General features: G+C 46.9%; 11 protein-coding genes. 6 read left to right on the forward strand and 5 right to left on the reverse strand.

The genetic code is table 11. The annotated features are described in order from the left end of the window. Positions 1-167 precede the first annotated feature (167 nt). From AC1DM9_RS18790 to AC1DM9_RS18800, 3 genes are all read right to left on the reverse strand, one after another. On the reverse strand, positions 168-590 hold the full coding sequence (locus AC1DM9_RS18790) for a DUF1284 domain-containing protein (RefSeq protein WP_441874613.1): 423 nt from the start codon (positions 588-590) through the stop codon (positions 168-170). A gap of 122 nt (positions 591-712) precedes the next feature. Then, entirely contained in the window at positions 713-1231 is a 519-nt protein-coding gene (locus AC1DM9_RS18795) for a DinB family protein (protein WP_441874614.1), read from the reverse strand. A 65-nt stretch (positions 1232-1296) separates the two neighbouring features. Next, a complete protein-coding gene (locus tag AC1DM9_RS18800) occupies positions 1297-3573 on the reverse strand; it encodes an AraC family transcriptional regulator (protein ID WP_477581594.1) in 2277 nt (758 codons plus the stop codon). A gap of 172 nt (positions 3574-3745) precedes the next feature. On the opposite strand from AC1DM9_RS18800, the gene AC1DM9_RS18805 reads away from it, so the two are divergent. The 6 genes from AC1DM9_RS18805 to AC1DM9_RS18830 all read left to right on the forward strand — a co-directional run bounded on the left by AC1DM9_RS18805 (position 3746) and on the right by AC1DM9_RS18830 (position 10680). After that, complete coding sequence (locus AC1DM9_RS18805) at positions 3746-5266, forward strand: extracellular solute-binding protein (protein ID WP_477581596.1); 1521 nt, start codon at positions 3746-3748, stop codon at positions 5264-5266. A 298-nt stretch (positions 5267-5564) separates the two neighbouring features. Further along, positions 5565-5750 (forward strand): hypothetical protein, encoded by a 186-nt coding sequence (locus AC1DM9_RS18810; protein WP_076266352.1) that lies wholly within the window; start codon positions 5565-5567, stop codon positions 5748-5750. A 240-nt stretch (positions 5751-5990) separates the two neighbouring features. Continuing rightward, the gene (locus AC1DM9_RS18815; protein ID WP_441874617.1) at positions 5991-7550 is read left to right on the forward strand and encodes an extracellular solute-binding protein; all 1560 of its coding nucleotides are present in this window, start codon (positions 5991-5993) and stop codon (positions 7548-7550) included. A 71-nt stretch (positions 7551-7621) separates the two neighbouring features. Next, complete coding sequence (locus AC1DM9_RS18820; RefSeq protein ID WP_441874618.1) at positions 7622-8584, forward strand: ABC transporter permease; 963 nt, start codon at positions 7622-7624, stop codon at positions 8582-8584. A 63-nt stretch (positions 8585-8647) separates the two neighbouring features. Beyond that, on the forward strand, positions 8648-9523 hold the full coding sequence (locus AC1DM9_RS18825) for a carbohydrate ABC transporter permease (RefSeq protein ID WP_076266349.1): 876 nt from the start codon (positions 8648-8650) through the stop codon (positions 9521-9523). Between the two features lie 53 nt (positions 9524-9576). Then, the gene (locus AC1DM9_RS18830; protein WP_441874619.1) at positions 9577-10680 is read left to right on the forward strand and encodes a glycoside hydrolase family 88/105 protein; all 1104 of its coding nucleotides are present in this window, start codon (positions 9577-9579) and stop codon (positions 10678-10680) included. A gap of 88 nt (positions 10681-10768) precedes the next feature. Here the strand turns inward: AC1DM9_RS18830 and AC1DM9_RS18835 are convergent, their stop codons facing one another. Together AC1DM9_RS18835 and AC1DM9_RS18840 are read right to left on the reverse strand one after the other, a co-directional pair. After that, entirely contained in the window at positions 10769-11491 is a 723-nt protein-coding gene (locus AC1DM9_RS18835) for an amino acid ABC transporter ATP-binding protein (RefSeq protein WP_430056719.1), read from the reverse strand. Next, entirely contained in the window at positions 11484-12989 is a 1506-nt protein-coding gene (locus tag AC1DM9_RS18840; protein WP_477581600.1) for an ABC transporter substrate-binding protein/permease, read from the reverse strand. The genes AC1DM9_RS18835 and AC1DM9_RS18840 overlap by 8 nt, the downstream gene beginning before the upstream one ends. Positions 12990-13238 lie beyond the last annotated feature (249 nt).

Consider the following 13238-nt stretch of genomic DNA (forward strand, 5'->3'; position numbering starts at 1 on the left):
AATTGTACTAATAATTAGGCATTAATCAGCTTATTTTGCGCACTAAATAAAAGGCTGCGCCAGTTTCAGCGCAGCCTTGTGGGAATTAATAATTTAATTAGTTCTATTTAGCTGTATTTCGTTTGTAACGAATATAACATAGCTGCATTGATGTTTTCTCCATAGGTCTACTTAATGCCTACCTTAGGCAAAGACTTGCCTTGTATAACGAGGCCAACACCCTCCGCACAGACGCCATATTTTTCCCAAGGGCAGGTCATGCATAGATGACTGATGTCCTCAGGCACCATCGTTTTAGCTACGCGGTCACATATGGACTGCCAGCTTCCTCGCTCAGCTACTTGGAGCCCAAGCTTTGCGAGTATCGCTGCATCCAAGCTGTAGACGGTTCCCTCGCAATGATAGGCTTTGTCCGGCGGATATGCTTTGCAAACATCGTCTGGGCCTAAAATAATTTCAATTTCAGTTTCAGGCTTTGCGAGCAGCAATTCGTAAATGGCAGTCATATTGACGCAGAAATCATCCGAATAACCCATACCTCGGTAGCCTAGTAGACAAAGCAGATGGTGTCCTCGTAATCGAATCGTCATAGAAGTACCGCTCCTCATGCAAAAAAATCCTATATGTTAACCATTTTATCATAATAAAAGGTTTACATATAGGATTTTATCTAGCTATTCATTAAGTTAATGAGCGAATAAGAGAAAACGATTTATTTTCCTAAATATTTTTCTTGAATGATGTTCAAATGATGAGTCTCATGTCCGGCAATAATGTAAGCGAGAGCTCTAGCGGAGATATTGCCGCCATTAGCTACGCCAATGCGAAGCCATGCTTCATCCGACAAGCCGCGCAACAAAGCGAGAGTAGCCCGGCGAACCGAGATGTAGTCCTCGATAATCTGTGATAAAGACCATTCTTGAAAGGTGGCGCCGTTCATAAATTCGTCCTGATCATAGCCGGCAAGAGGTGTCTTGTCACCCCGTGCGATTCGAAGCAAACGGTAGCTCATGACGCGCTCATTATCCGAGATGTGACCGATGACTTCCTTAAGCGTCCATTTTCCTTCCGCATAGCGGTAATTAGCCTGCTCCTCGGGAATATCGGAAAGCAATTCAGTTGTGCTTGCGAGCTGTTTTGTCAGCCATTCCGTAACAGATCCTTCGCCTACTAGGCCGATATACTGTTCATAATAATCAAAGTATTCATCCCGTGACGGTCGTTGTGTCATGCGTAAAGCCTCCCATTCATATTGAAGAGCATTTATTTTCCAAAAGCTTTCATTATTTTTATCGGCTATCCGCTGCGTTTTTTATAGCGGTATTGCCCTGGAGTAATTCCCTCTTGTTTGCGGAAGGAACGGATGAAGTTTTGCGGATTATTGTAACACAGCTTTGCAGCGATGTCTTTAATTGGCAGCTCGCTATCAGCGAGCCATTGTTTTGCCATTTTGAAACGGTACATCGACAAATACTCGCTAAACGAATAATTCGTCTCCTTACGGAAAACGCTGCTTAAATAATTGGCATTATAGTGAAGCCGCGATGCACATTCTTCTAGCGTAAGATCGGTGTCGTACAAATGCTGTACGAGGTCAATGATCTTCTCCGAAATGTTGTGGTACTGCGCCTCCTGACGATCCTTGAATATGTTGATCATTGGATAAACAACGCTAGTCCAGAACCAATCATCGATCTCGGCAGAGGTATGCAGCTCAAGCAGCTCCTCAAGCAGGGAACCCTTTAACGGATGGATTTGATTAAGGCTTACGCCTGATTCCTGCATAACGATCAACAGATTATTGAGCAGCCGGGCAAGCGGAATTTGATATTCCTGCGGCGATAGCTCCACGACAAATACCGCCTGCAAAAAAGCTCGCAGCAGCTCCTTTGATTTATCCTTCTCGGCCAGCTTAATCGCATCGATAAGCTCATTCTCGATATGCCCTGGGTAGTTGAGATTCAAATAATGTTTGCCGGCATTCACATTCTCATACTGAATAATGATGCCTTCGCCTAATTTCATGCGCTGCTTCAGTGCCTCAAGGCCTTCTCTGTACGCTGTCGACAGCGATGAGAAGGAGTCGAACGGCAAGCTCATGCCAATGCTGACCTGCACGTTTAGGTAGCTTGCGATCTGCTGCTGCAGATGCTCCGTTAACGCGTATTTTGCATTGTGGAAAGCTTCCTTGCCCACTTCTGCGCTGCCGATAATCGTCACAATCGTTTGATCCATAATGATCGGGGCAAGTCGCTGCTCGAAGGGAATAAGCTCCTCGATGATGTTATGGACAGCGAATAGGAGCAGCTCCAAATCACTTTTGGAGTAACGGCTGTTATCAGGAAAATCAATTTGCAGCGTAATCGCGGCCATCGTTTTCCACTCTTTTAGCTGAGAGCCATAGCCGAATTGAGCCAGCTTCTCCGGAATTTCACTTGACTTGATGTTGCCTTGGAAGGCTTTCATGAAGAAGAAGGTGCGCACTTGATGAATATGCTGCCTAACCTCTTTTTCAAGCTCGGATTTGGACTGGAATAAATGGGTGACGCGTTCGCCAATCGCTTGGAATTCATTTGTTTTCCGCTTCTGAATGTCGGTTAGACGCTCGCCGATTTGATTCAAAAGCAATTGAATTGGCGAATACATATGCCGTGAGCCGATCCAAGCGAGCAGCATGGATAGCGTGAGCATAAATAGACATACATAAAGTGTATACGTGCCAATTTTATTTGATTCCTTCGTCATACCGGCAATGGACGTGGCAGAGAGATAGATCCAGCCGTTAAGGTCGGAACGGTAATAGGTGACGGAATAATCCTTCTGTTCAATCGATTGTGTAAACTGCCCAGAGGGCTCAGTGAGCTGTCCCATATGCAGTCCGCTCTCGAGCACAGGCTTGCCGATTAATGCTTGGTCGGGATGGAGCAGAATACGGTATTGATCATCCAAAATCATAATGGTCGAAAAAGGGTCCTCATCGCTCTTTAGCAGCTCCTGCAAGCTGCAGGTCGGAATGTTGGCGAGCGCCAAGCCGTATTTTTCAAGCCCATTGGTCGGCAGCTTCTTCACGAGGCTGATGCTGTAGCTGCAAGCAGCGCTTTCCGCGGCTTCCTCACTATAAAACCAGCTGGACGGGTTAAGCACCCACGAGGTTCCTTCGGGCATTTGCATAAGGCTGGACAGCTCATCGAAATAAGCATATTGTTCAAACGAATATAGTCCGGAATTTTTGATCATCCAGTTATGGCGCTCATTGATCAGGATGACATCCTCAAGCTTGGTGTCAAAGGATTGCATATGGCGGATCTCGTTCCGCAGGTCATCATACATCACAAAATCGTTGACGGTTAGCGGCTGATTCATCGCTTTTTTGAGCACGGTCGAGTTAATAACCTGATTCAGCGTGTGGTTGACAGTCGTCAATTTCTGCTCTACATTGGAGTTGATTTGCATGATAAGCTGCATTTTCCCACGGTTTACATTTTTCTGAATTTCACTGGAAGAGGTCGCATACGAGAATGCGCCGATAAAAATGACGGGAAGCGTGCTGAGCAGAAAGCCGAAGATCGTCATCTTGCTTAAAAAGGTTAAAGATCGCACAGCTATCAACACCTTGTCTAGTAATGAGCGAGCATTAGCTTTATTTTAGTAAACGCATACATTTTGAGCAATAATCATCTATCGCGCAAATAATCATTTCCTTAGATTATGAAGAGAAAAGGCTGATAAGACAAGGGGGATTAAGGTGGTAATCCATTCACGGAACATAGGAGTACGCGCAGGCTGTCGCTTTTTTATCGTGCTGCTTATCCTTTTCATTTGCGCTTCATGCACCGCATCTTCTGCTCCAAATGAGCGAAAAGACGCAAACACAAAAACGACGATCTCCATTATGGCACCGCTGCACTTTCCCCATCCGCCAAGTGAAGAGATCATTGCGCTCATCGAGGATTTAACAAATGTGAAGCTTGATATTAACTGGGTACCGGACGGCATCTACACAGATAAAATGAACACAGCCCTCTCCACAAATTCGCTGAAGAAGGCGACTTTCGTGAAGCATACCGATTATATTTTTGTGAAAAATGCCATTCGCTCGGGCTCATTCTGGGAGATCGGCCCTTATTTGGAGCGGTTCCCGAATTTAAGGCATTTGAATAGCGGCATTTTGGGGCAATCCGCAATAGATGGCGGCATATACGGGCTTTACACGGAGCGGCCATCGTCTAGACAAGGCGTTATTATAAGGGAAGACTGGCTGGATAATCTCAAGCTGGACAAGCCGGGAACGATTGAGGAGCTGTATGAGGTCATTCGGCAGTTTACGCTCGGTGACCCGGACCGCAATGGGATAAAGGATACCGTCGGGCTGGCTGACCGTAATGATTTGGTATTTGGGGCCTTTAAGACGCTGAGCTCTTATTTCGGCACGCCGAACAACTGGGGTATCGTCGATAAGAAGGTAGTTCCAGAGTTCGAAACGGCAGCCTACATGGATACGATGAATTTCATGAAGAAGTTGTATGATGAGCAGCTCATTAACGCGGATTTTGCGGTAACGAGCAAGGAGATGCAGCGGGCTAACATTATACGAGGTGCAGCAGGCGTATATATCGGCAGCATGACCGACGTGCAGCGGCTCTCGGATGAAGCGAAGCAGATCAATCCTGCTGCGCGCTTCACCTTGGTGAATCGCATTCAAGGACCGGAAGGGTATCGCGTCTGGTCGATTCCGAATTATAACGGCCTTTATTTATTTTCCAAAAAGGCGATTCGGACGGAGGAGGAGCTGCTGGAGCAGCTTGCGTTCTTTGACCGTACGATGGATAAGGATGTTGCCAATCTTATGCGGTACGGGATCGAAGGCAAGCACTATCTTCTGGAGGGTGAAGAGGTTCAACTGCCCGAAGAGACGTCACAGCTGCGCGTAACAGAGGTTAACGCGCTTTATCCGCTTATGATTGCCGATCTAAGCAATCCGAATGTGCGGAAGGTAGCAGAGAAAGAAACGATGTGGGAGATGGCGGAGCGTCTCAGCGCAGATAACGATAAGTTTCTCGTGACGGATAAGGTTATTGGCCTTGAATCGAAGACTTACGATGAGAAGAGCATGGAGCTGTACAAAATCATTTCCGACGCGACATACAAATATATTCTCGGACAGATTAGTATGGAAGGATTTTATCAGGAGGTCGAACGCTGGAAGCGCAGCGGAGGCAGCTTAATGATTAGCGAGTATACGGATGCATATTTCAAGAAGCAATGAGCGGGCCGGATTCCAAGTAACAGCATATTAAAAGAGAAGTAGGCAATATCATTATTTATAGAGCAGCTAAGCAGGTTATTTATTCCCTGCGTGGCTGCTATTTTTTTGCTTATAAAAAATAGAAGTGAATTCATATGAGCACAAAGAACTAGGTATAAATATCGATTTTAAAATAAAAAAGATATATTATTGTCGAAAAATCCCGTAAATTGTTTAGAAATTGCATAGAACAGCAGTATATAATAAGAATCTGCTTAAGTATTGGCAGAAGTGAATAAGACGACATGGAGTGTGACGTATGATGAAACCTGATTTTTTCCAAGAAGTACATAAACTCGGATATGATAACGAATGGAGATACCAGCTGCTTATACGAGGTCTGCGCAACATACAAGAAGAGAAAAAGACCCAAGGTTTTTTTAAGAAGCTGGAGAGAAGATTCGTGAACAAATATAAGAAGATCAAGGTTTCTGCTTGGAAGTAAAGGGCGCCATGAAATAAGTGCCATTTCATATAAACTACATGATTTGAGGGTGAAGAGCGATCTTCACCCTTTTTGTGTTGCGGTATTTAGTCAAAAGTGTCACCAGAAGCGGCAATAATCATTAGCTCAGATGCCTCTAAAACGATATGCCATATGAACAAATGATTGTTTCGGCACTCTTCTTCCAGGTGGTAGCTTGAAGAGGTAGCAACCAAAACGATATATGGAGGTCAACGCTGTATGAAGAAAAAATCGTTTTCGATTCTGATGGGCGTAGTTTTAACATTTAGTTTATTGCTCGCAGCTTGCTCAAGCGGCAGCAATAACGGAAAAAATAGTACGCCGCCAGCAGCAACCAATGACAGCGCAGCAAAGACGGAAGAGACAGACAAACCGGCAGAGCCGGAGAAGCCGACTGAAATTACGATCATGCTGCCTCTTAACATCGCAGAGACACCGCCAGATACAATCAAAAACGAGCTGGAGAAGCTGACGAACACAAAACTAACGTATCAATTTTTTCCGGCAGACACGTATGAGGAGAAGCTGAACGCATCCTTTGCGACGGGTTCGCTGCCGCAGGTTACTTATTTGAAGAACCAAGCGACCTTCGTTCAAATGAAGGAAGCGATCAGAGACGGTCAGTTTTGGGAAATTGGCCCTTATTTCAGCGAGTTTCCTAACCTGAGCAAGCTGAAGGAAGAGATTTTGAACAATACAAAAGTGGATGGCAAGCTATATTCGCTATACATCGGCAGACCGCTGGCTCGCCAAGGCATTATTTATCGCAAGGACTGGGCAGATAAGCTTGGCCTCGCCGCACCTGCTAACGTGGATGAGCTGTTTGCGATGATGGAGAAATTTACGACAGGCGACCCGGATGGCAACAACAAGCCGGACACGATTGGTTTAGCTGACCGGAACGATCTCGTATATGGTGCGTTCAAAACGGCCTCCGCATGGTTCGGCACGCCGAACAACTGGGGTGAGCGGGACGGCCAGCTTGTTCCAGAGTTTACGACGCCTGAATATGCAGCCACGATGGATTTTATCAAAAAAATTCGCGACGCCAAAGCGATGAACGTAGACTTTGCAGCGACAAGCAAAACAGATCAAGTCAATATGTTCACGAGCGGCAAGGCAGGCGTATACATCGGCTCCATGCAGGATGTGGACTCACTAGTGAAGGACCTTGTTAAAAACGTGCCGACCGCAGTCGTTGATACACACAGCATGATTGCTGGACCAGACGGGAAGCTGGCATCATGGTCCATTCCGGGCTACAACAACGTAGCGTTATTCCCGAAATCTGCGATTAAAGATGAAGCCGAGCTGAAGAAGATTTTGGCTTACTTCGATAAGCTGATGACGCCGGAAGTGGCGAACATGATGTTCTGGGGCATTGAAGGCACTCATTATACGGTAGTGGATGGCAAGGCAAAAGCATCGGCAGATAAAGAGCTGACGGAGCGCGAGGTCAAAGGCTTTAAGGACAGCGTTATTGGTGAGCCGGAAACAAACGGTATGTACGATGGTTTCCACGAGCTTCCGGCGAGAATTCATGCGGAGCAGCTCATTATCGAGAACGAGAAGATCGCCATTGCCGATCCTACTGCGCCGCTTGATTCGAAAACGTATACCGAGAAGGGCACGGAGCTTCAGGAAATTATAAAGGATGCCACTTACAAATATATTTATGGATCGATTGATAAGGCTGGATTCGACAAAGCGGTTGAGGATTGGAAGAAGCGCGGCGGGGCTCAGATTATCGAGGAATACAATGCTGCTTACAAAAAATAAAGAATAGCCCATAGAGGCTGCTCGCATGCTCGAGCAGTCTCTATAACCTCCCGTGGAAAGGAAGAACCCATATGCAAGAAGCTCATCAGGAAAACGCGGTTCAACTGGCAAGGGTACCTCAGCCTAGAACGAGCGAGCTTAAGAAGCGGCTTTGGAAAAACAAATGGCTCTATGTCATGCTGCTGCCGGGCGTACTTTTCTTCATTATTTTTAAATATATTCCGATGTTTGGGCTTGCTATTGCCTTTCAAGACTATAAGCCGTTCAAGGGTATTGGCGGGAGTGAATGGGTGGGCTTCAAGCATTTTGAACGTTTGTTCACCGAGCCTGATTTTTTGAACATTTTAACGAATACACTGCTGCTGTTTGGCATGAATTTATTATTTTATTTTCCGATCCCGATCCTGCTGGCGCTTATGCTGAACGAGGTTCGATTCTCTTTTTTCAAACGGACGTTTCAGACGCTTGTGTATTTGCCGCATTTTATGTCTTGGGTCATTATTGTGTCGATCAGCTTCGTCATGCTAACGTCGGACGGCGGTATTGTGAACGAGCTGCTTGAGTACTTTGGATTCGAAAAAGTCAATTTCCTGCTCAGTCCCGAGTGGTTCAGACCAACCTATATCATTCAGGTGATCTGGCGGGAAGCGGGTTGGGGAACGATCATATATTTGGCGGCCATCGCCTCCGTCGATCCTGGCCTCTATGAGGCAGCACGGATGGATGGAGCGGGCCGGCTTAGACAGGTATGGCATATTACGCTGCCTGCCATTCGTAGCGTTATTATTATTTTGCTCATTCTAAAGATCGGCGATGTGCTTGAGCTTGGGTTCGAGCATGTGTACCTGCTGCTGAACTCGATGAATCGTGAGGTTGCTGAGATTATCGATACCTATGTCTATACGGCTGGACTTAGACAGGGGAAATTCAGCTACAGCACGGCGATTGGCTTCTTCAAATCCTTTATCGGGCTTGTGCTTGTAATGACGGCCAATAGGCTCGCGAAGAAGATGGGCGAGGAAGGCATCTATTAGGATAAGGCGCTCGAAGGTTAAGTCGCCAGAAGCTTCACTACAAAAACTTAAGGAGGATTCAGCATGGTAGAGGATAAAACGTTTAGCGGGCGGCTATTTTCCATTGTGAACTTCACGCTCCTTGCCATTATCGCGCTCGTTACGGTGCTTCCGTTTCTGCATGTTGTTGCCGGATCATTCACCACAAGCGCCGAGATGGCGATGAAGAAGTTCATCCTCGTGCCAACGATTTGGAGCTTTGATGCCTATAAATTCATTTTCTCGACCAATACGATTTTTCGTGCCATGACGGTATCGACCGGCGTTACGATCGTCGGCACCCTGTTCAGCATGTTCACAACAGCGTTGATGGCCTATGGCTTGTCGCGAAGAGATCTCGACGGACGCAAGGGAATTATGTTTCTCGTTGTATTTACGATGCTGTTCAGCGGAGGGCTCATTCCGACATTTCTTGTTGTGCGCGAGATGGGGCTGATCGACAGCTATGCAGCGCTCATTATCCCGTCGGCAATCAGCGCGTTCAACCTTATTATTTTGAAAAACTTTTTTCAAAATATACCCGAAGGGCTTGAGGAATCGGCCAAAATCGACGGCTGCAACGACTTCGGCATCTTGTTCCGTATCGTGCTTCCGCTATCGATGCCCGCGATCGCTACCATTTCATTATTTTACGCGGTCACCTATTGGAATACGTATCTCAGTGCGATTCTGTACTTGGATGACAGCGCCAAGTGGCCGATTCAGGTGCTGCTCCGCCAAATCGTCGTGCTGGCTAGCGGCCTAGACTACAGCTCTGACCTGGATGCAGCAGTTCCGCCGCCGGATCAGACGGTGAAGATGGCTGTCATTGTTGTAGCGACGCTGCCTATTCTGATCGTATATCCGTTTTTGCAAAAGCATTTCGCTAAGGGTGCGATGCTGGGCTCGATTAAAGGTTGATGTTGTTTGAGCTTGAACTGTAACAGTGGAAAATGGAGAGGAGTACTGTTTGGATGCGAAATGATGTGAAATTGACACCTATCGATTGGGCGAGAGCCGCTTGTGATTCATTAATGGACACCTATTTGCCAGAAAAGCTTCCTCCTGCTGGCCGCTGGCATTATCACCAAGGCGTGTTTCTTTGCGGGATGGAGATGCTGTGGCAAGCGGAGGGGGATGAACGTTACGCTGCTTATATTAAGCGCTACGTAGACAAGCTGGTGGATGAATGCGGCAACTTTGATTTTGCCCGTGACGAGCTGGATGCTATCCAAGTGGGGCTGTTATTGTTCCGTTTAGATGATCAAGGCGATGAGCGCAAATACCGAATCGCAGCCGATAAGCTGCGCAGCCTGTTCGACACGCTGCACCGCACCTCGGAGGGCGGCTTTTGGCACAAGGATAAATATGCCTACAATATGTGGCTGGACGGCTTGTATATGGGCGGAGTATTTGCGCTAAAATATGCGAACGCCTACGGAGAAATAGCGCTGCGCGATATGGTTCTGCATCAAGAGCAGCTGATGCGACGCTATATGAGGGATGAGAAGACGGGGCTGCTCTATCACGCTTGGGATGAGAGCAAGCAGATGCCTTGGGCAGATCCTGAGACCGGCTGTTCGCCAGAGTTTTGGGGTCGGTCACTTGGCTGGTATGGTCTTGCAGTCGCTCAGTTTCTTGATGAAATAGCGGAAGGCGAAGCGGGACGTGCTGAGCTGGAAGCCGTGCTGGCTGATTTCTCCCAGTCGCTGATTAAGTATCAGGATGGAGAGAGCGGACTCTGGTATCAGGTCGTGGACAAAGGTCATTTGGCTGATAATTGGCTGGAAACTTCTTGTACTTGTTTGTTCGTTTATACGCTAGCAAGAGCCTACAAGCTTGGCCTTGTAGGAGATGAGTGCTTGGATGCGGCAAGGCGCGGGTTTGAAGGGCTTGTTCGAGTGGTGCAGTCTGACGAGCAGGGACGTTTCATCCTGCCGGATATTTGCATCGGCACCTCGGCTGGCGACTATGAAAACTACGTCACGCGCCCAACGAGCCAGAACGATCTGCACGGCGTCGGGGCTTTCATTATGGCATGTGTTGAGATGGAGTCGCTTGTTGATCGGAAGGAGTAGCGTATAAAAGAGAAAGCTCTGCGGCAGAATGAGCCGCAGAGCTTTGTTTAAATGTGCGCTTAGCACCTGTTATCCTTAATAAGCTAATTTAAAGCACCTGCTCCAGGAAACGTGCAGCTCTCTCGCTTTGCGGCTTAGTGAAAAACTGCTCAGGCTTCGTTTTTTCAACAAGCTTGCCGTTATCTAGGAAATAAATCGTGTCCGCAGCTTCACGGGCAAACTTCATTTCATGCGTAACAATAAGCATCGTCATGCCGCTGTCGGCAAGGCTGCGAATAACATTAAGCACCTCTTTGACCATCTCAGGATCAAGCGCAGAGGTTGGCTCATCGAACAGCAGGATGTCGGGCTCCATCGCTAAGCTTCTTGCGATCGCAACGCGCTGCTTCTGTCCGCCGGATAAGCGGGATGGATAACTATCTGCTTTGTCCGAGAGACCTACGCGAGCTAGCAGCTCCATCGCTTTCTTACGGGCTTCCTGCTGCGATACTCCTTTGACCTGAATCGGAGCAAACGTAATATTGTCGATCACGGTCATATGCGGAAATAGGTGAAAGTGCTGGAATACCATTCCGATCCGCTGCCGCACGCGGGCAATATTTGTTTTGGGGTCGGTAATGGCTGTTCCATCTATTGTAATTTCGCCGGAAGTTGGCGTCTCCAGCATATTTAAACAACGTAGAAAGGTGGATTTCCCTGAGCCGGATGGTCCGATTAGAGCAACAACCTCTCCTTTTTCAACGGTTGTTGTAATACCTTTTAGCACTTGGTTTTTGCCGAAGGTTTTAGTTAAGTCGGTTACATTAATCACTGCGGCGCAGCCTCCTTTCAAGCATTCGAGCAAAGGATGTTAAGACAAGCACAAGCACGTAATAGATTGCAGCTATAAATAATAACACTTCAATGGAGCGGAACTCAGTGGAGCGTACTACATCTGCACGGCGCATCAAATCGGATACCCCAATGACAGATACGAGTGACGATTCCTTAAGCAAAGCAACACATTCGTTCACGAGCGCCGGCAAAATATTACGAAGCGCCTGCGGGAATATAATGCGAAGCATCATCTTCCGGTACGGAATGCCGAGTGCAATGGCAGCTTCGCGCTGCCCTTTGTCCACGGCCATTATGCCGCCGCGGATCGTTTCTGACAAATAGGCAGCTGAATTGAGTCCGAAGGCAAGGCCGGCAGCCATTAACGCAGGTATATCGTAATTGAATAGCTGCGGCGTTGCATAATAAATAATGGTCAGTTGTACAAGCAGAGGCGTGCCGCGGAATATAGATGTATAAGCGGTTGCGAACCACTCAAGCGGCTTAATGCCGGATATTTTGAATAGGGACAACACTGTACCCCACACAAGTCCGAACAATGCGGAGACAAGGGTGAAGAGCAGCGTGACATATACACCCTTCAGAATATAAGGAGTGTATCCCTTCAGTATACTGAAGTCGATGTTCAAATTAAGCAGAGAGTTGGATTGTTCCTTCTCAGCAGTAAACCATTTCTGCACGATTTCATCGAGCTTGCCGTCGTCCTTCATTTCGGAGAGGACACCGTTAAACTCGTTCACAATAGTGGACTTCTTAGGAAATGCAATGGCATAACCATTTTCCGCCGATTCAGCTGGCAGGAAATGCATCGCCAAACCCGGGTTAAGGCTGGTCATCTCAATGGCGACAGCGTCTTCTACGATAGCCGCATCGACACGTCCGGAGTTCAGCTCTTGAATAAGATCTGGAATCTTATTAAGCTTCTTAAGCGTGGCTCCTTCAATCGTTTCTGCGTAAAGATCCTGTGTGGAGCCAAGCTGCGTCGCGACTAGTTTACCCGATAAAGAAGCTTCTGTTTCGAGCGGTGCAGACTTCTTTGAGACAATCGTATTGCGGGCAGCGTAATACGTATCAGAGAAATCGACATTTTGCCTGCGCTCATCCGTGGCGGACATTGCGGACATGACGAAGTCGACTCGGCCGGTCTGAAGCGCAGCAACAAGCCCATTGAAATCCATGTGTGTGATTTCCAGTTCGTATCCGAGCTGACTAGTGATATACTTGGCTATATCGATATCTAATCCAACGAATTCGCCGTTGTTTTTGGCATCGACGCTTTCGTAAGGTGGATAATCGGCGGATGTGCCCATTATGAGTTTCTTTTTTTGACCATTAACTGGAGTGCTTGATGCACTCTCTGCACTAACGGAATAAGCGCTGCTTTTCCCCATAGGGAAGGCTTGTCCAAGTCCGATTAGCAGAACCGTAAAGACGATAAGCGATAAATAAATGACTTTGAGCTTTTTTCGATTCATGGTGTCCTCTTTCTTCTAAGTTGATAGGTTTAACAGGCTTATCTGTCATCATGAGATGAGTGTATATTGATAAAATAGCTCCGTTTCAGCCGTATGCGCCTGCAACATTAGAAATTATATGGTGTTCACTATCCTTTGTAAATAACCAATGAGCCGCTTTTGTGAAAATTTCAGCATATTTATTAGTACCCACTTATATTTATGCTGAATAATTTATGCGAAAAGACTGCATTTATTGAAGAAATGAGT

Source organism: Paenibacillus sp. 01T431 (assembly GCF_056398625.1).

What these genes read in the sequence shown, in the direction of transcription:
- AC1DM9_RS18790 (WP_441874613.1), bottom strand. Translation starts at nt 590, where the DNA reads ATGACGATTCGATTACGAGGACACCATCTGCTTTGTCTACTAGGCTAC.
- AC1DM9_RS18795 (WP_441874614.1), bottom strand. Translation starts at nt 1,231, where the DNA reads ATGACACAACGACCGTCACGGGATGAATACTTTGATTATTATGAACAG.
- AC1DM9_RS18800 (WP_477581594.1), bottom strand. Translation starts at nt 3,573, where the DNA reads ATGACGATCTTCGGCTTTCTGCTCAGCACGCTTCCCGTCATTTTTATC.
- AC1DM9_RS18810 (WP_076266352.1), top strand. Translation starts at nt 5,565, where the DNA reads ATGATGAAACCTGATTTTTTCCAAGAAGTACATAAACTCGGATATGAT.
- AC1DM9_RS18815 (WP_441874617.1), top strand. Translation starts at nt 5,991, where the DNA reads ATGAAGAAAAAATCGTTTTCGATTCTGATGGGCGTAGTTTTAACATTT.
- AC1DM9_RS18820 (WP_441874618.1), top strand. Translation starts at nt 7,622, where the DNA reads ATGCAAGAAGCTCATCAGGAAAACGCGGTTCAACTGGCAAGGGTACCT.
- AC1DM9_RS18825 (WP_076266349.1), top strand. Translation starts at nt 8,648, where the DNA reads ATGGTAGAGGATAAAACGTTTAGCGGGCGGCTATTTTCCATTGTGAAC.
- AC1DM9_RS18830 (WP_441874619.1), top strand. Translation starts at nt 9,577, where the DNA reads ATGCGAAATGATGTGAAATTGACACCTATCGATTGGGCGAGAGCCGCT.
- AC1DM9_RS18840 (WP_477581600.1), bottom strand. Translation starts at nt 12,989, where the DNA reads ATGAATCGAAAAAAGCTCAAAGTCATTTATTTATCGCTTATCGTCTTT.